Source organism: Pasteurella sp. WM03 (genome assembly GCF_004570945.1).
GTDB lineage: Bacteria > Pseudomonadota > Gammaproteobacteria > Enterobacterales > Pasteurellaceae > Rodentibacter.
The window spans coordinates 72,928-90,456 of the sequence record NZ_SPPO01000006.1 but is presented as its reverse complement, the minus strand read 5'-3'; the positions used below and the strand labels follow the sequence as shown (position 1 = coordinate 90,456).

The window sequence follows — 17,529 nt, the reverse complement described above, 5'->3', positions numbered from 1 at the left end:
ATTATTTTCCATTCTTTTGGCTACGATACCAGCGCAAATAGTCTTGTACCGCTTTATTATGTTCATTTAAATTACGTGTAAATTTATGTCCACCACTTCCATCAGCGACAAAATAGTAGAAATCCGTTTTTTCAGGATGTGCAACTGCCTGCAAAGCACTTTCACTCACCATCGCAATGGGGGTTGGAGGTAATCCATCAATAATATAGGTATTATATGGTGTAGGTGTCTCTAAATCTTTTTTACGAATATTTCCCTGATAATTATCTCCCATACCGTAAATTACAGTTGGATCTGTTTGTAATTTCATTTTTGCATTGAGACGATTAATAAACACAGAAGCCACTTTAGCCCGTTCAGCCGCAATACCTGTCTCCTTTTCTACAATAGAAGCCAACACTAACATCTCGTGAGGGTTTGCTAAGGGGAGATTCTCATCACGTTCATTCCATGCCTTATTCAAGGCTTTTTTCAAACGTTCCGCTGATCGTTGGAGCAATTCTAAATCAGTTGAGTTTGGTGTGTAATTATAGGTATCGGGATATAACCAACCATCAAGATTTTTGTATTCATCAATATTTTTTACGATATGAGGAATATTAAGTAAATTAAAAATTTCTTGATCACTTTTATCTTTTAAAGTTTGCATTAAGTGCCGTGCATTTTCGAGGTTTTTTCGCCACTCTTTGAAGGTTTTTCCCTCAATAAATTGTACGTTAAATTGTGCCTCTTTTCCCGAATTAAGGAGAATTAATAGCTCTTGTACGGTTTTAATTCCATTTAAAGAATAAACACCTGCTTTAATTTTGTTTAATTCCGGCTTGAATTTTAATAAATAAGGAAGAAGCTGAGCATTCTCAATTAATTTTTCTTGTTCAAAAAGTGCGGTCAATTTTTTTCCTGTTGTGCCACGTTCAACAAACAAAAGCTGATCGGGTTGTACCTTGATGGTTTCTTGTTGAAAAGCAGTGAGTTTTTGATAGCCAAAAAATCCGGCACTCATAAAAATCAAAATAAAAATAAATAAGCTAATAAAAAATTTTTTCATAGAATTAAGACAATAAAGTAAAAACAACAAAAGGGGCAAAACGCCCCTCTCATATAAAATGCGAAATTATTGATTAAAATATTGAATATCTGCCGTTTTACGTAATGCTTTTACCCAATCTTTGGTGGCTTCTTGTAACTGGCTATTCACTATTTTCTCATATGCTTTTTGACGGTATGCATCTTCTGTACGATCGCCATCACGTGTACCGGTTACTTCTAAAATATGCCAACCAAATTCCGATTTAAAAGGTACGGAAATGCTACCTTGTTTAGTCGTTTTTACCGCTTTTGCGAAAGGCTCTACATAGGCTTCAGGGAAAGCATAACCTAAACTCCCACCATTAGCGCCTGATAAATAATCTTTAGAATATTTTAATGCGGCATCGGCGAAAGTCGTTTTACCGGAAAGAATATCCGCACGAATTTTATTAAGCTCTGCCTTTGCTTGCGCATCATTTAATAAAGGGTTGAGTTTTAAGAGGATATGGCGAACTTCATATTGTTTTCCGGTCACTTTTTGTTCTGTTCCATTAGCTCTTGCTTCGTCTAACATTTTTTGTCCAAGCGTATCCACTTCTTCCCGTGAGATTTGTACGCTGTTGCTAATCGCATGATTACGTACTCCCGACATTATCATTTGATTCGCAATTTGTTGGCGAAATGCGTTAAGGGAAATTCCCTGATAATCCAAGGCATCTAAGAACTGACCATAGGTTAAACCATTTTTCGCTGCAATATCTTCCACAATAAAATCAATCTCACGAGGATTAACCTTCACACCAGATTCTTTAATCGCTTTCTGAACCAAAATATCATCAATAACTTTATCTAATGATGCTTGGTAATTACCTTTTTTACCCATTGCTGCACGCACCTGACTTTCTAATATAGGCTCACCATCCACCGTTGCAACAACACGTTCTTCAGCATTAACAAAGGAAAATGCAAATATACCCAATACAGTAATAAAAAGAGATTTTAGTCCTGATTTTTTCATCTTCATCGTTCTTTAAATAAGTCAACAACGCTCGTTAGAGTATCAATTTTAAACAAGGTTCACAATAGATTAGGATTATTTTGATAATAGCGCCACTTCATAGCATCCATCATATTTTTGAGTTCGAACTTGTACTTTTTCTTCTCGGCTGGTTGGTACATTTTTACCTACATAATCTGCCCGAATAGGTAATTCACGATGTCCACGATCAACAAAAATAACCAATTCAATTTTTGCAGCACGACCAAAATCGGTGAGTGCATCCATTGCCGCACGGATGGTTCTCCCTGTAAATAAAACATCATCAATTAAAATCACATCTTTATCTTTCACATTTAAATATTGTGATGCACCACTATACACCGGCATTGAATTTTCAGGCTCAATATGCTGTAAATCATCACGATAAAATGTGATATCTAATTCCATTGAAGGGAGATCCACATTAATCAAGTCCATAATTTTACGTTTGATTAACGTCGCAATTTCAGCACCACGACGTTTAATGCCAACAATGACAATATTGTCTAGGCTAGGGTGTTTTTCAATAATTTCATGAGATATACGAGAAATCGTGCGATGAAACTGATTTTCATCAATAATGATCTTTTCCATAATTCATCCAAATTAACTGTGAAACAGCCGGTAAAATACCATAAAAAGAAAGGAAATTTAATCGCTTTTGATGAATGACTACCACAGATACAAAAAGTGCGGTTAAATTTAACCGCACTTTTTATTATCTTTTTGATTTCACAAGTTTTTCTGTCAACTCATAGGCTCGAAGTTTTGCCAATTCCTTGGAAAGTTTTGCTACCAGTAGCTCATGATCAACATCAGCTACATGTGCTACAATATTTTCCTCAGCTTTGCGTTTTGCTTCTTGAATACGACCAGCATCCAATTCACTGCCACGAATTGCTACATCAGCCAGAACAGTAACGACTTTTGGTTGGACTTCTAAAAAGCCGCCTGACACGTAGATCACTTCTTCTTTATCATCTTCAAGAGTGAATTTCACAATTCCCGGCTTAATCGCCGTTAACAATGGTGTATGGTTAGGTAAAATACCAAGTTCACCTTCCACGCCTGTTGCTTGGATTTGTTTCACTGCCCCTTCAAAAATTTTTCGTTCTGCACTGACTATTGTTAGGTTAAATGTCGCCATTTTTGTTCTCCTTCAAATGACTTGAAGTGATTACATATTTTTGGCTTTTTCTAGCACTTCTTCAATTGAACCCACCATATAGAACGCTTGTTCTGGAATATGGTCGTATTCACCCTCTAAGATACCTTTGAAACCACGAATGGTGTCTTTTAATGACACATATTTACCCGGTGAACCTGTAAAGACTTCTGCAACGAAGAACGGTTGTGATAAGAAACGTTCAATTTTACGAGCACGTGCTACCACAAGTTTATCTTCTTCAGATAGTTCATCCATACCAAGAATAGCAATAATATCTTTCAACTCTTTATAGCGCTGTAAGATACCTTGTACGCCACGTGCAACATCATAATGTTCTTGACCAACTACAAGCGGATCTAATTGACGTGATGTGGAATCTAATGGGTCAACCGCCGGATAAATACCTAAAGAGGCAATTTGGCGACTTAATACCACCGTTGAATCCAAGTGTGCGAAGGTCGTAGCCGGAGAAGGGTCGGTTAAGTCATCCGCAGGTACATAAACTGCTTGTACGGAAGTGATAGAACCTGTTTTAGTTGATGTAATACGTTCTTGCAATACACCCATCTCTTCTGCAAGGGTCGGCTGATAACCTACTGCTGACGGCATACGACCTAAAAGTGCCGAAACTTCAGTACCTGCAAGGGTATAACGATAAATATTATCCACGAAGAATAATACGTCACGACCTTCATCACGGAATTTTTCAGCCATAGTTAAGCCTGTTAATGCAACACGTAAACGGTTACCTGGTGGCTCATTCATTTGACCATAAACCAACGATACTTTATCTAATACGTTAGATTCTGTCATTTCGTGATAGAAATCGTTACCTTCACGAGTACGTTCACCTACACCGGCAAAGACGGAATAACCGGAGTGTTCAATCGCAATGTTACGGATTAATTCCATCATATTCACGGTTTTACCTACACCCGCACCACCGAAGAGCCCCACTTTCCCCCCTTTTGCAAAAGGACAAATTAAGTCGATAACTTTAATACCGGTCTCAAGTAATTCCGTACTATTTGATTGTTCTTCATAACTTGGCGCTGCACGGTGAATAGACCAATTTTCTTCTGCACCAATTTCACCGCGCTCATCAATTGGTTCACCTAACACATTCATAATACGCCCTAGGGTTTTAGTCCCCACCGGTACTTGAATTGGATTTCCAGTATTTTCTACTTTTAAACCACGTTTCAAGCCGTCAGATGTACCCAATGCGATACAGCGAACAACACCGCCACCTAATTGTTGTTGAACTTCAAGGGTTAAACCGGATTCAACTTTTAATGCATCGTAAACTTTTGGTACTGCATCTTGTGGGAATTCAACGTCAATCACCGCACCGATGATTTGTACAATTTTTCCTGCTGACATTACCTTTCCTCTTTCCTTAAATCGCAGCCGCACCGGCAACGATTTCATTTAATTCATTTGTAATACTTGCTTGACGGGCTTTGTTATAAACTAATTGCAAGTCATTAATTAAATTTCCTGCGTTATCAGTTGCCGCTTTCATTGCTACCATACGGGCAGCTTGCTCGGAAGCAAGGTTATCCACCACAGATTGATATACTTGTGATTCCAAATAACGAGTAAGCAAACTATCTAATAAAACTTTTGGCTCCGGCTCGTAAAGGTAATCCCAAGTATTTTGTTTTTGTTCTAAATTATCGGTTTCTAACTCCGGCAATGGAACTAATTGCTGATAAACAGGTGATTGTGCCATCGTATTGATGAATTTATTGTAGGCGATATAAACAGCATCTACTTCACCATTTTTATAAACATCAAACATCCCATTTGCTACACCAATTAAGTCTTCCATTGATGGATTGTCACCCAAACCAGAAAGTTGTCCACGCACAGATAATCCTAACGAACGGAAAAAGTTAATCCCTTTTGAACCAATTAAACCTAGTTCTACGGAAACACCTTTATCCTTCCATTGCTTGATTTCTGTCATTACGGCTTTGAATAAATTAATATTCAACCCACCACACATTCCACGGTCTGTTGAGACAACTAAAATCCCAACCTTTTTCACTTCTCGTTGAACTAAAAATGGATGTTTATAACCGATATTGGCTTTAGATACGTGGCTGATAACATTTCGTATTGTTTCAGAATACGGGCGAGAAGCTGCCATACGATCTTGCGTTTTACGCATTTTCGAGGTAGCAACCATTTCCATTGCCTTAGTAATCTTCTGTGTACTTTGTACACTGGCAATTTTGGTTTTTATCTCTTTTGCACCTGCCATCTTCTTTCTCCGTTATCTTACCAAGCACCGTTGGCTTTAAAACTATCCAAAATCGTTTTCAATGTGCCTTTTATCTCATCATTGTAATTACCTGTTTTGGTTAATTCTGCCATAAAGTCGCCATGGTTACGGTGAGCATAGTCTAAAAGAGCGGTCTCAAAACTTGCAATTTTTTGTAGTTCTACATCTTCCAAGTAACCAAACTCAACAGCAAAAAGCAACACAGATTGCTCCGCAACACTAAGTGGTGAATATTGCTTTTGTTTCAATAATTCTGTCACTTTTTCACCATGAGAAAGCTGTTTACGGGTTGCATCATCAAGGTCAGAGGCAAATTGTGCAAATGCAGCTAATTCACGATATTGTGCTAATGCGGTACGAATCCCACCGGCTAATTTTTTCACCACTTTAGTTTGTGCAGCACCCCCTACGCGAGATACCGAAATACCAGGGTTTACCGCAGGGCGAATACCAGAGTTAAATAAGTTAGATTCTAAGAAAATCTGACCATCGGTAATAGAAATAACGTTGGTTGGTACGAATGCAGACACGTCACCGGCTTGGGTTTCAATAATAGGAAGAGCAGTTAAAGAACCGGTTTTTCCTTTTACTTCACCATTGGTAAATTTTTCTACATATTCTTCATTAACACGTGCTGCACGCTCAAGTAAACGTGAATGTAAATAGAAAACATCTCCAGGGTAAGCTTCACGACCCGGCGGACGACGTAGTAATAATGAAATTTGACGATAGGCTACCGCTTGTTTTGACAAATCATCATAAACAATTAACGCGTCTTCACCACGATCACGGAAATATTCGCCCATCGCACAACCTGCATAAGGTGCAAGGTATTGTAATGCGGCAGATTCAGATGCTGATGCAGCAACCACAATAGTATTTGCCAATGCACCATGTTCTTCTAGTTTACGCACAACGTTTGCGATAGTCGATGCTTTTTGACCAATTGCAACATAGATACATTTAATACCTGAATCACGTTGATTAATAATTGCATCAATGGCTAGAGCTGTTTTACCTGTTTGACGGTCTCCAATGATCAATTCACGCTGACCTCGACCAATCGGCACCATAGAGTCCACCGCTTTATAACCGGTTTGTACCGGTTGATCGACTGATTTACGTTCGATAACACCCGGTGCAATCACTTCAACCGGTGAAAATCCATCGTTTTCGATCTCACCTTTACCATCAATCGGTTCACCAAGAGTATTAACAACACGACCTAATAAGCCACGACCTACCGGCACTTCTAAAATACGACCGGTACATTGAACTTCCATACCTTCAGCTAAATCAGCATAAGGTCCCATTACAACCGCCCCAACCGAGTCACGCTCAAGGTTAAGTGCCATTGCATAGCGATTCCCCGGTAATGCAATCATTTCCCCTTGCATTACATCGCTCAAACCGTGAATACGAATAATACCGTCACTTACGGAAACAATTGTCCCAGTATTGCGAGCTTCACTCACTACGTCAAACTGAGCAATTCGTTTTTTAATCAATTCACTAATTTCTGTTGAATTTAGTTGCATTTTTTATTCCTCTTATCATTGCAACTCATTTGCGAGACGGTCGAGCTGTCCACGACTACTGCCATCAATCACAAAATCTTCCGTACGGATAATTACACCAGCAATAAGTGAATTATCCACGTTGCAATTTACTTTCACTTTGCGAGCTAATCTTTTTTCCATTGCCGCCACAATTTTTTCAATTTGAGTTGCATTCAATGGTTGTGCAGAAGTTACTTGTACCTCTGCTATGGCTTGATGTTCTTCCACATAATGGGTAAATTCGGAAAATACCGCAGGAATAGCACTCAAACGCTTATTTTCAGCCATTAACCGAATAAGATTTTGCCCATATTGATCTAGCTGTTCACCACAAATTGAAATCACCACATCTGCAACTTTTTGTGAAGAAAGTGAACTAACGAGAAATGCTTTCATTTGTTCATCTTCCACAAGAGCGGTCAAAAATTTCAACATTTCTGTCCATTTTTCTACCGCACTTCTATCATTCACGGATTGCTCTATGGCAAAATCAAATGCTGCTTTGGCATAAGGGCGAGCTATCGTAGTTAATTCTGACATAAGCTAAAGCCTCTTATAGTTCTGCAACTAATTTATCAATAATGTCATTGTTTGCCGCTTCATCAATTGTGCGACCCACAATTTTCTCGGCACCGGCAATTGCTAATGAAGCCACTTTAAGACGTAATTCCTCTTGAACACGTTTACGTTCAGCTTCCACTTCAGCATATCCTTGTTCAATAATTTTTGCTTTAAGTTCTTCTGCTTCAGTTTTCACTTCGTCAAGCACTTCATTACGTCGCTTGTTTGCAGCATCTAAAATTTCTTGAGCCTGAATTTTCGCTTTTGAAATTTCTTCTTCAGCAAGTAGTTTAGTATCTGCTTGCTCTTTTTTCGCAGCTTCCGCAGACGCTAATGCATTGGCAATTTGGCTTTGACGTGTTTCAATTGCTTTAATAATTGGCGGCCATACAAATTTCATGCAGAACCACACGAATAGTGCAAATGAAATAAGTTGACCAATTAATGTTGCATTTAAATTCACAACGTCCTCCTTAAAATGCTTGTTTCACGTTGATAAGCAAATAAGGGATTATTGTAATAAACCGATAAATGGATTTGCAAAGATGAATAGTAAGGAAATACCAACCGCAATCATCGCAATCGCATCTAAAAGACCTGCTACGATAAACATTTTAGTTTGTAGGCTTGACGCAAGTTCAGGCTGACGCGCTGAAGATTCTAAGAATTTACCACCTAAGATAGCAAAACCAATTGCAGTACCTAATGCAGCAAATGCAAGAAGAATCGATGCTCCGATGATTGTAGCTGTAATTACAGTTTCCATAATGTTCTCCAATAGAAGTTAAGTTTTAGCCCTAGAGCCGGTTAATAAAAAAAACGATTAATGATCTGCTTTATTGTAAGCAATGCTTAAATAAACGACCGTCAACATCATAAAAATAAACGCTTGTAAGGTAATAACCAAAATATGGAAAATTGCCCAAGCAAGGTGTAAAGGAATACCCAATGCAGCGATAGCCATATTAGCTGAATACATCACGGCAATAAGGATAAAGATTAATTCACCCGCATACATATTACCAAATAGACGGAACGCAAGAGAAATAGGTTTAGCGAGTAAGGTGACTGTTTCCAAAATAAAGTTAACAGGAATAAATGCCCAATGATTAAATGGATGAAGGGTGTATTCTTTCACTAATCCCTTGAAACCTTTGGACTTAACGGTGTAGAAAAGAATTAAGAAGAAAACGCAGAGCGACATACCAAGCGTTGCACTAATATCAGCGGTTGGTACTGCTCGCAAATAATGGATACCAAATAAGCCGGCTAACTGTGGTAAGAAATCAACCGGAATTAAGTCAATCGCATTCATCACAAATACCCAGCAAAAAATAGTTAATGCAAGGGGAGCAATAACATCACGTGAACCATGGAAATTTTCCTTAACAATACCATTGATCCATTCCACCACAATTTCAACCATACATTGCATTTTTCCGGGTACTCCAGTTGTGGCTTTTTTTGCTACACGAGAAAAAATAAAAAGAAAAATGACTGCGGCTAAAATAGAAAAGAACAAAGTATCCACATGAACATGCCAAAACCCATCTCCTGTTTTTAGAAAAGATAGATGGTGACTAATATATTCCGATGTTGTTTGTCCAGACATAGCGAATCCTTTAGAATGATAGAAAAAAATCAAATTCGGCGAAATAAAAATGGAATCAAATTATTCAACATTAATGCCATAAAAAAACCACTAAAGAAAATCACAAAGTTTGTCACAAAAAACCACTTTAACGATGCAATGATCAATATGATAGTTAGCACAAACTTAATGGCTTCACCTCTATAAAGTGCGGTCAATTTTGCAGATAAATATTGCTTTCGATAAAACACAATATATACAAAAACGCTGAAAGGAAGCAATGCCGAAAGAAATCCTAATAAAAAATCAAGTGAATTTCTTATTTGCCAAAAAGCAAAAAAACAAGCAAGTAGTAACATGATGGCTATTTCAATCTGAATAGCTTTTCGATACTGCGTTTTCGCTTGTTGTACAATTCTCGACATTATTTTCAATAACCTTAAACCTTGGCAATTATACTCTTGAAAAAATCAGATTCAACTTAAAAACTACCAAAAAAACGTTAACTAAATCACAGTTTTGAAAAAAATTTACAAAAATGTAACGATTTACTGCAAAATGATTAAATGTCGTTCACCCACTAATTCCGGAACCTGTAATGGTATTATTTGTTGCACGGTATATTTATCATTCAATTCTTTAACTTCTTCGATGTGATAAATCCCTTTTAATGCATAAAAATATCCATTTTTTCTCGGAAGATGGTGACACCAATTTGTCATATCTTTAAGTGAAGCAAATGCCCGACTTAATACGCCATCAAATTTTTCATTGGGTTGATATTCTTCTACACGGCTTAATATTGGCGTCACATTTGTCAATTTTAGCTCACGCACAGCGTTTCGAATAAAACTAATTCTTTTACCAAGGCTATCCAACAAAACAAATTGTTTATCCGGATTCGCAATTGCCAAGGGCAAACCGGGTAAACCAGGGCCTGTACCAACATCGATAAAAAATTCCCCCTGCAAATAAGGGCTGACTACAAGACTGTCTAAAATATGTTTTACCAACATTTCTTGTGGATCACGCACTGAGGTTAAATTATAAGCTTTGTTCCACTTGTTCAATAAATTGACGAAATCAATTAGTTGCTGTTTTTGTTGATCGCTTAGTTGAATATTTGCCTGCATAAGCAATCGATCTAGCTTTGTTTTCATTGATGATTACTTCTCTATGTAAGAATATGCCCCATTCTACTTGAAAGTGCGGTTGTTATTCTATGTCTTTTTTCGTTTTCTCTCCTTTACTATCCAATAGACTATTTCAAATATCTGCTTTCCTTTATTCCTGTACATTTTATTTAATTTATGAAGTTGACATTTAATACAATATTAACAATAATTATGATAATTATTATCATTAAGTTAACTAAAAGGAACCTTAAATGAGAAACCTCAAATTACTTCCTCTCACTACTGCAATAATGGGTGCATTATACGTAGGCAATGCCTCAGCAGAAAATAATGATGTTGAAACACTTGATACAGTCGTTGTTACAACCAATCAAGGTTTAAAAGTGCAAAGCAATGTTGTTACGACTAAACTAAAAGATGAAAGCACTGAAACCGATTTGCGAGGATTATTCAAATACGAACCAGCCATTAGTTTAGGAGGGGGTAACGGCACCTCCCAATTCCTTTATATTCGTGGTATGGGACAAAATTCTATTGATGTCAAAATTGATAATGCCTACTCAGATAGTCAAATTCATTATCACCAAGGGCGTCATATGCTTGATCCTGCCTTAGTAAAAATAGTCTCTGTACAAAAAGGTGCGGGAAGTGCTTCAGCAGGTATCGGGCAAACCAATGGTGCAATCGTTGCGAAAACTTTAGATGCACTAGATTTATTGAAAGAAAGCAATAAAAACATTGGAGCAAAAATAGGTGGAGGCATAAGTACTAACTATGCTCACAACTATAATGCTTCAGTATTTGGTAAGGGTGAAATTTTTGATGCGCTCATAGCTGGTAATCGTGTAAAAGAGAGTGATTATCGAGGCGGTAAAAATTATCAAAGCGGAGCAAATCCAAGTTCAAATCGTGTTCCTAATTCTGCACTTGATAAAATGAGCTATTTAGTAAAATTAGGTGCAACTATTGGTGATCAGCGTTTCGTGTTAAGCCATTTAAATGAACAACACGAAGGTGAACGCACAGTGCGTGAAGAATTCCCTATTGATGAGTCAAATCCTCGTTTAAACGCAGCAAGACAAGCACCTACTAACCGTAAAATGTCTGTCACTAATACTAACTTAGAATGGACAGGTAAAAATTTAGGATTTGCACAAGAAGCAACAGCGAATGTTTATCGTTTAATTCATAGTCGTTGGTCTGCAGATGATAAAGGTAACGGCTATGCTGGCGGTAATCGAAATAGTGGTTCAACGAAAGCAAAAGTGGTGACTCATGGTGCAAATCTTAATTTTGATTCCTCACTTCATGAAAATATATTACTCAAATACGGTATCAATTATCGTCATCAAGAGGTGAAACCTCACGCTAAATTTAGTCCTCAAATTGTTAATCAGGAAAAAACAGACACAGGTATTTATATTGAAGCCATTACAACGCCTATTGACAAAATTATCTTAACAACTGGTTTGCGTTACGATCATTTTAACTTTAAAGCGATGGATGGTAAGAAACGTCATGATGGTGCGTTCAATCCAAGTGTGGGAATTATTTATGAACCTATTGAACACTTAAGCTTAAGTGCAAGCCATAACTATGCCACCCGTAGCCCACGTATGCACGATGCGATTATGTCTCATGGTGGCGGCAGTATTGTTACAATTGGCGATAACACTAAAGCAGAGCAAGCCCGCAATACTGAGATTGGCTTTAATTATAATGACGGTACATTTAGTTTCGATGGGAGCTATTTCTGGCAACATATTAAAGATGCACTAGGTACAACTAACGGGCGTGATAATCATGGCAATGATGCGCAGGAGATAGTCAATGCAGGTAAAATTAAAAATCGTGGTTATGAGTTAAATGCGGGATACCATAATAATGGCTTTACCGCTCGTATCGGTGTTGCACACAGTAAACCTCGTTTCTATTCACAAACGAGATGGGGAACAAATCGTCAGGGACAACCTCAAGAAATTAGCCTGTTAAGTGGTAATCCTGAATATGCTTCTGCAATCGGTAGAACTTGGACTGCTTCTTTAAGCTATCGCTTTGAACAACCAAATTTAGAAATTGGCGTACATCATCGCATTGTAGAAAAAGTCAAAGCATCCGATAATTACTTTATCACAGGCGGAACATTAAAAACCGGCGCAGATAAAGGCAAAGATGGCTATAATGTCACAGACATTACATTAAATTGGAAACCATTCAATAATGATCAAATGAATGTCAATTTTGCAATTGATAATATCGCTAACAAGCTTTATATCGCTCACGGTCAACGTGGGGATCTGCCTGCTCGTGGTCGTGAATACCGCTTAGGTGTCAACTACACATTCTAGTTTCTATTGAGTGGATAATTCCACTTTTACAAACAAAAATGCCTTTACTTACTAAAAGTTAAAGGCATTTTTCTATCCCCAAATTAATTTTCACGAAAGGGCTATTTCGTCATAAAAATAAGCAAAAATTCAACCGCACTTTTTGATTTTACAGTTCCCCTCGCTTCAGCATTCCTTGTTTTTTCAAATTAACTAAGATAATTGAAATTGCCGCCGGGGTAATACCCGAAATCCGGCTTGCCTGCCCGATAGATACCGGACGATGTTGCTCCAATTTGGCACGGACTTCATTAGACAAGCCCGATACTTTGGAATAATCAAATTGTGGTGGAATTGCCGTATTTTCATGACGTTTTTGTTTTTCGATTTCTTCTTCCTGATGTTCAATATAACCTTGATATTTTATGGCGATTTCCACTTGTTCCACCGCTTCTTTATCAGCCATTGCCGGTTGATAAGGGGTTAAGGTGGTTAAAATCTCGTAATTCATTTCAGGGCGGCGTAATAAATCTTCCCCATTGGCCTCACGTACAAGCGGACTGCTTAGCACTTTATTGGCTTCTTCTAAATATTCCGAGCGAGGATGTAACCAAATACTGCGCAAACGTTGACGTTCAAGCTCAATATTTTCCATTTTTTGATTAAAGCGGGCCCAGCGAGCCTCATCAATTAAACCAAACTTATGGGCAATCGGTGTTAAACGAATATCTGCATTATCTTCACGCAGTAATAAGCGATATTCTGCACGAGAAGTAAATACCCGGTAAGGTTCTTTCGTCCCTAGCGTGCAGAGATCATCAACCAACACGCCAATATAGGCCTGATCACGACGTGGGAACCATGCTTCTTTCTCTTGCACATAAAGTCCTGCGTTGATCCCTGCAAGTAATCCTTGTGCGCCCGCCTCTTCATACCCGGTCGTTCCATTAATTTGACCGGCAAAAAACAATCCTGAGATTGCTTTAGTTTCTAAAGTAGGTTTTAGATCACGTGGATCAAAATAATCGTATTCAATGGCATAGCCCGGTTTGATAATTCTGGCATTTTCTAAGCCTTTCATGGAATTAACGATCTTCACTTGAACATCAAACGGAAGACTGGTTGATATACCGTTTGGATAAACTTCATTACTGGTTAATCCTTCCGGTTCTAAATAGATTTGATGAGAATTACGATCCGCAAAGCGCATCACTTTATCTTCAATAGATGGACAATAACGAGGTCCGATCCCCTCGATCACACCGGTGTACATTGGACTACGATCCAAATTATTACGAATGACTTCATGAGTTTGATCATTTGTATGGGTGATATAACAAGGAATTTGTTGTGGATGATCCGAAACAGATCCCATAAATGAAAACACCGGTAATACGGCGTCCCCATGCTGTTTGGTGAGTATATTAAAATTGATCGTACGGGCATCAATACGGGGTGGTGTGCCTGTTTTAAGACGATCAACACGTAAACCGAGATCACGCAAACGTTCTGCAAGAGTCATTGAAGCAGGATCACCTGCTCGTCCCCCTTCATAATTTTTCAAACCAATGTGGAGCTTACCTGCTAAGAAAGTACCGGCAGTTAAAACGACTGATTTCGCGTGGAATTTTAATCCCATTTTAGTCATGACACCGCTAACGCGATCATTTTCGATCAAAATATCGGTCACTTCCTGCTGGAAAATGTCTAAATTAGATTGATTTTCTAATGCAATCCTGACAGCTTGTCGATATAACACACGATCTGCTTGCGCACGAGTTGCACGCACAGCAGGACCTTTACTACTGTTTAGCGTACGAAATTGGATCCCCGCTTTATCCGCGGCATGTGCCATTAATCCACCCATCGCATCAATTTCTTTCACTAAATGACCTTTTCCGATCCCACCAATAGCGGGATTACAAGACATTTGTCCTAAAGTATCGACGTTATGTGTTAATAAAAGGGTTTTTAATCCCATACGGGCAGGTGCTAATGCCGCTTCTGTTCCGGCATGACCACCGCCAATTACTATCACATCGTAAGTTTCAGTATAAAACATTGGTTTTCTCTATTTTATTCGGATCTTAAAATGCGTGCTATTCTACAAAAATTCGATTTTGCTTGAAAGCAAGAAATTTGATCCTAAATGATATGGATAAAAAGATCGAAAATGGTTCTTGTAGTAAATATAAGATCTCTATTTATAGATAAAGATCTTATTATTGTTACTATTAAGATCCTTTTAGATTGTGAATAAGATCTTTTTAGCTTTATAAATGAATAAGTTAGATCTCATTGAAATATGTTGATCAATGGTAAACATCATCAGTATTTATTGTGGATAATTTGCTTAGTTATCCACAGACAAGAAAAAATTAGATATTATTCAGTGATAAAATACAGCTTTTTGACAGGTTTTTCTCTAGTTATCCACAGATAATAAAACGATGATTTTAAGATAATCGTTATTTTCCTTAATACTTAGAGTGTTTGAATAAATTTAGGGAGCCATTCTTCGCTATAGTGTTCAGGATCATCAACATTTAGTACATCAATCTTCAAGGTTTCACAAAGTTTAACCGCACTTTTCTGCGTTAGAATTTTTTCAATATGATTTGTGGCATAACAAAAAGTATCATAATCTGAATTACCTAAACCAACGATGGCAAAACGCAAATATGAAAGATCGAGATCGGATTGCATTATTTGATCGAAAAGTGGGTGTAAATTATCAGGGATTTCACCTGCACCATGGGTAGAAGTGACGATCAACCACAGAGGCTCATTAATCACCTCATCATACTGTGCGCCGTGAAAAAGTGCGGTTAAAAATCCTTGTTTTTTTAAAAAATCTTCCAAATGTTCAGCGACATATTCTGCAGTACCAAGGGTGCTGCCCGAAAGAATACAAATTTTCATAGTTGATATTACCCAAAGAAAAAGGCTTAGAAAACTAAGCCTTTGATATGATTATACATTGTCAAATTTACCAAGTAATGAACGAATATGCTCTTGCCAGTTACGGTGCTCATTTTTTAATTGTTCATTTTCACTTTGTAATGCTTCTATAGTTTGCTGAGATTGACCGTTTTGTTCTTTTAATTCTTCTACTTCAAGTTGAAGTAATTGAATGGTTTCTACCGCTTGCTTAATTTTATCTTCAAGCTGGTTTAAGATTTCTAATGACATAGTGATTTCCTTTTAAAATAACGTCCGAAACGGCTTTATTGTACCCACTTCACTTTTCTTTTTAAAGCCTTCAGTAAAAATTTATTATGCAAACGTTTGCATAGTGTTAGAATAGCACGATTTTTTGCTTGGAATAACAACGGAGATAAAAATGAATCGTGCATTGGCTATTGAATTTTCTCGTGTTACGGAAGCCGCTGCATTAGCGGCTTATACTTGGCTTGGACGTGGTGATAAAAATGCCGCAGATGAGGCGGCAGTGAAAGCAATGCGTTATATGCTGAACCTTATTCATATGGATGGTGAAATTGTTATTGGAGAAGGTGAAATTGATAAAGCCCCTATGCTCTATATCGGTGAAAAAGTCGGTTCCGGTAATGGGGAGCTTGTTTCTGTTGCTGTTGATCCCATTGATGGCACACGCATGACGGCAATGGGACAATCCAATGCCATTTCTGTATTGGCTGCCGGAGGAAAAAGAACTTTCTTAAAAGCACCGGATATGTATATGGAAAAAATTGTGGTAGGGCCGGAAGTCAAAGGAATGATTGATCTCAATTTACCTATTGAGCAAAATCTTCGTCGTACCGCTTCACGTTTAGGAAAATCCTTATCCGATCTAACAGTAATGGTGCTAGCTAAGCCTCGCCACGATGTCATTATTCAACAAATGCATGATTTAGGTGTCCGTGTTATGGCAATTCCGGATGGCGATGTTGCGGCTTCCGTTTTATGCTGTTTACCCGATGCTGAAGTGGATATGGTTTATGGCATTGGCGGGGCGCCTGAAGGTGTTGCTGCCGCAGCGGCTGTTCGAGCATTAGGTGGCGATATGCAAGCACGTTTAGTTCCCCATCATGAGGTGAAAGGTGATACGGAAGAAAATCGAAAAATTGCTGCAGAAGAAATTCAACGTTGTGAAGAATTAGGCGTTAAAGTGAATGAAATATTAAAATTAGAAGATCTTGTTCGTGATGATAATCTGGTGTTTGCTGCCACCGGTATTACCCACGGCGAATTACTTAAAGGAATTTCCCGTCGAGGCAATCTTGCTACCACTGAAACCCTATTAATTAGGGGGAAATCACGCACTATTCGTAAAATTCAATCTACTCATTATTTGGATCGCAAAGATTTCGAAATTTATAATATTTTGAGAAGCTAGTAACAATAAAAGTGCGGTTAAAATTTAATGCGTTTTTGCATTACTCATAACTTTAAAAATAGGGACTGTCTTGAACGACTAAAATTAACTAGCAGTTTAAGTCCCTATTGTTAGTACGCTGTTCACGCTCCATCACACATATACTCAAAATGAGCTTTGAGAAATACCTTTAAACTTCTTTAAATGCAGTTTTGCTTGATGCTAAAAATTATTAATCCTGTTTTAATGTGATTTTGTTTTCGACAAAGTGTATGTTGCGATTAATGCGAAAATGGTTAAATTTTCTCATATTAAGCATATCATACCTTCGATGGAAATCGCTATAAACAATGCTATCAGGCTTCATTGTTTCTCATTTGGATAAACAAAAAATTTATTAATTATCTGGGGTAGCACAAGTTTTTTAATAACTCTCTTCTCAACGTTTATTCTCTTATACTTGTTAATATTGCGTGAAATTTTTTATTGTATT

18 protein-coding genes are annotated in these 17,529 nt (G+C 37.7%); 2 read left to right on the top strand and 16 right to left on the bottom strand.

Features of this window, described 5'->3' with window-relative positions; all coding sequences use genetic code 11:
• Position 1: 1 nt before the first annotated feature.
• From mltG to rsmG, 13 genes are all read right to left on the bottom strand, one after another.
• Complete coding sequence (gene mltG, locus E4T92_RS07465) at positions 2-1,048, bottom strand: endolytic transglycosylase MltG (protein ID WP_135094113.1); 1,047 nt, start codon at positions 1,046-1,048, stop codon at positions 2-4.
• Between the two features lie 66 nt (positions 1,049-1,114).
• On the bottom strand, positions 1,115-2,047 hold the full coding sequence (locus E4T92_RS07460; RefSeq protein WP_167754028.1) for a peptidylprolyl isomerase: 933 nt from the start codon (positions 2,045-2,047) through the stop codon (positions 1,115-1,117).
• A 75-nt stretch (positions 2,048-2,122) separates the two neighbouring features.
• The gene (gene pyrR, locus E4T92_RS07455; RefSeq protein WP_077541310.1) at positions 2,123-2,662 is read right to left on the bottom strand and encodes a bifunctional pyr operon transcriptional regulator/uracil phosphoribosyltransferase PyrR; all 540 of its coding nucleotides are present in this window, start codon (positions 2,660-2,662) and stop codon (positions 2,123-2,125) included.
• A gap of 124 nt (positions 2,663-2,786) precedes the next feature.
• Complete coding sequence (locus E4T92_RS07450) at positions 2,787-3,215, bottom strand: F0F1 ATP synthase subunit epsilon (RefSeq protein WP_135094111.1); 429 nt, start codon at positions 3,213-3,215, stop codon at positions 2,787-2,789.
• Positions 3,216-3,245: 30 nt separating this feature from the next.
• Positions 3,246-4,619: a F0F1 ATP synthase subunit beta gene (atpD, locus tag E4T92_RS07445; RefSeq protein WP_018355849.1), complete on the bottom strand. Its 1,374-nt coding sequence runs from the start codon at positions 4,617-4,619 to the stop codon at positions 3,246-3,248.
• A 16-nt stretch (positions 4,620-4,635) separates the two neighbouring features.
• A complete protein-coding gene (atpG, locus tag E4T92_RS07440) occupies positions 4,636-5,505 on the bottom strand; it encodes a F0F1 ATP synthase subunit gamma (protein ID WP_135094110.1) in 870 nt (289 codons plus the stop codon).
• A 17-nt stretch (positions 5,506-5,522) separates the two neighbouring features.
• A complete protein-coding gene (gene atpA / locus E4T92_RS07435; RefSeq protein ID WP_135094109.1) occupies positions 5,523-7,064 on the bottom strand; it encodes a F0F1 ATP synthase subunit alpha in 1,542 nt (513 codons plus the stop codon).
• 15 nt (positions 7,065-7,079) lie between these two features.
• Complete coding sequence (gene atpH / locus E4T92_RS07430) at positions 7,080-7,625, bottom strand: F0F1 ATP synthase subunit delta (protein ID WP_135094108.1); 546 nt, start codon at positions 7,623-7,625, stop codon at positions 7,080-7,082.
• A 13-nt stretch (positions 7,626-7,638) separates the two neighbouring features.
• Positions 7,639-8,109, bottom strand: a complete 471-nt coding sequence (atpF, locus tag E4T92_RS07425) for a F0F1 ATP synthase subunit B (protein WP_077495785.1) — start codon at positions 8,107-8,109, stop codon at positions 7,639-7,641.
• Positions 8,110-8,157: 48 nt separating this feature from the next.
• On the bottom strand, positions 8,158-8,412 hold the full coding sequence (gene atpE / locus E4T92_RS07420) for a F0F1 ATP synthase subunit C (RefSeq protein ID WP_005539567.1): 255 nt from the start codon (positions 8,410-8,412) through the stop codon (positions 8,158-8,160).
• 57 nt (positions 8,413-8,469) lie between these two features.
• Positions 8,470-9,258 carry a F0F1 ATP synthase subunit A gene (gene atpB, locus E4T92_RS07415; RefSeq protein WP_077541322.1) on the bottom strand — a complete coding sequence of 263 codons (789 nt, stop codon included), beginning with the start codon at positions 9,256-9,258 and terminating at the stop codon, positions 8,470-8,472.
• Positions 9,259-9,287: 29 nt separating this feature from the next.
• Entirely contained in the window at positions 9,288-9,662 is a 375-nt protein-coding gene (locus E4T92_RS07410) for an ATP synthase subunit I (protein WP_135094107.1), read from the bottom strand.
• 123 nt (positions 9,663-9,785) lie between these two features.
• Positions 9,786-10,397: a 16S rRNA (guanine(527)-N(7))-methyltransferase RsmG gene (gene rsmG, locus E4T92_RS07405; protein WP_135094106.1), complete on the bottom strand. Its 612-nt coding sequence runs from the start codon at positions 10,395-10,397 to the stop codon at positions 9,786-9,788.
• Positions 10,398-10,624: 227 nt separating this feature from the next.
• Between rsmG and E4T92_RS07400 the strand changes: the two genes are divergently transcribed.
• On the top strand, positions 10,625-12,721 hold the full coding sequence (locus E4T92_RS07400; protein WP_135094105.1) for a TonB-dependent receptor: 2,097 nt from the start codon (positions 10,625-10,627) through the stop codon (positions 12,719-12,721).
• A 148-nt stretch (positions 12,722-12,869) separates the two neighbouring features.
• Here E4T92_RS07400 and mnmG read toward each other — a convergent pair whose 3' ends face one another.
• From mnmG to zapB, 3 genes are all read right to left on the bottom strand, one after another.
• The gene (gene mnmG / locus E4T92_RS07395) at positions 12,870-14,762 is read right to left on the bottom strand and encodes a tRNA uridine-5-carboxymethylaminomethyl(34) synthesis enzyme MnmG (RefSeq protein ID WP_135094104.1); all 1,893 of its coding nucleotides are present in this window, start codon (positions 14,760-14,762) and stop codon (positions 12,870-12,872) included.
• A gap of 422 nt (positions 14,763-15,184) precedes the next feature.
• A complete protein-coding gene (gene mioC / locus E4T92_RS07390) occupies positions 15,185-15,622 on the bottom strand; it encodes an FMN-binding protein MioC (RefSeq protein WP_135094103.1) in 438 nt (145 codons plus the stop codon).
• A gap of 51 nt (positions 15,623-15,673) precedes the next feature.
• Positions 15,674-15,892 carry a cell division protein ZapB gene (gene zapB, locus E4T92_RS07385; protein ID WP_077541333.1) on the bottom strand — a complete coding sequence of 73 codons (219 nt, stop codon included), beginning with the start codon at positions 15,890-15,892 and terminating at the stop codon, positions 15,674-15,676.
• 151 nt (positions 15,893-16,043) lie between these two features.
• Here zapB and glpX point away from each other — a divergent pair, with 151 nt between their 5' ends.
• Positions 16,044-17,057: a class II fructose-bisphosphatase gene (gene glpX, locus E4T92_RS07380; RefSeq protein ID WP_077493142.1), complete on the top strand. Its 1,014-nt coding sequence runs from the start codon at positions 16,044-16,046 to the stop codon at positions 17,055-17,057.
• Positions 17,058-17,529: the final 472 nt, after the last annotated feature.

Coding starts and splice junctions, on each gene's coding strand:
- mltG (WP_135094113.1), bottom strand. CDS start 1,048: ATGAAAAAATTTTTTATTAGCTTATTTATTTTTATTTTGATTTTTATG.
- E4T92_RS07460 (WP_167754028.1), bottom strand. CDS start 2,047: ATGAAAAAATCAGGACTAAAATCTCTTTTTATTACTGTATTGGGTATA.
- pyrR (WP_077541310.1), bottom strand. CDS start 2,662: ATGGAAAAGATCATTATTGATGAAAATCAGTTTCATCGCACGATTTCT.
- E4T92_RS07450 (WP_135094111.1), bottom strand. CDS start 3,215: ATGGCGACATTTAACCTAACAATAGTCAGTGCAGAACGAAAAATTTTT.
- atpD (WP_018355849.1), bottom strand. CDS start 4,619: ATGTCAGCAGGAAAAATTGTACAAATCATCGGTGCGGTGATTGACGTT.
- atpG (WP_135094110.1), bottom strand. CDS start 5,505: ATGGCAGGTGCAAAAGAGATAAAAACCAAAATTGCCAGTGTACAAAGT.
- atpA (WP_135094109.1), bottom strand. CDS start 7,064: ATGCAACTAAATTCAACAGAAATTAGTGAATTGATTAAAAAACGAATT.
- atpH (WP_135094108.1), bottom strand. CDS start 7,625: ATGTCAGAATTAACTACGATAGCTCGCCCTTATGCCAAAGCAGCATTT.
- atpE (WP_005539567.1), bottom strand. CDS start 8,412: ATGGAAACTGTAATTACAGCTACAATCATCGGAGCATCGATTCTTCTT.
- atpB (WP_077541322.1), bottom strand. CDS start 9,258: ATGTCTGGACAAACAACATCGGAATATATTAGTCACCATCTATCTTTT.
- E4T92_RS07410 (WP_135094107.1), bottom strand. CDS start 9,662: ATGTCGAGAATTGTACAACAAGCGAAAACGCAGTATCGAAAAGCTATT.
- rsmG (WP_135094106.1), bottom strand. CDS start 10,397: ATGAAAACAAAGCTAGATCGATTGCTTATGCAGGCAAATATTCAACTA.
- E4T92_RS07400 (WP_135094105.1), top strand. CDS start 10,625: ATGAGAAACCTCAAATTACTTCCTCTCACTACTGCAATAATGGGTGCA.
- mnmG (WP_135094104.1), bottom strand. CDS start 14,762: ATGTTTTATACTGAAACTTACGATGTGATAGTAATTGGCGGTGGTCAT.
- mioC (WP_135094103.1), bottom strand. CDS start 15,622: ATGAAAATTTGTATTCTTTCGGGCAGCACCCTTGGTACTGCAGAATAT.
- zapB (WP_077541333.1), bottom strand. CDS start 15,892: ATGTCATTAGAAATCTTAAACCAGCTTGAAGATAAAATTAAGCAAGCG.
- glpX (WP_077493142.1), top strand. CDS start 16,044: ATGAATCGTGCATTGGCTATTGAATTTTCTCGTGTTACGGAAGCCGCT.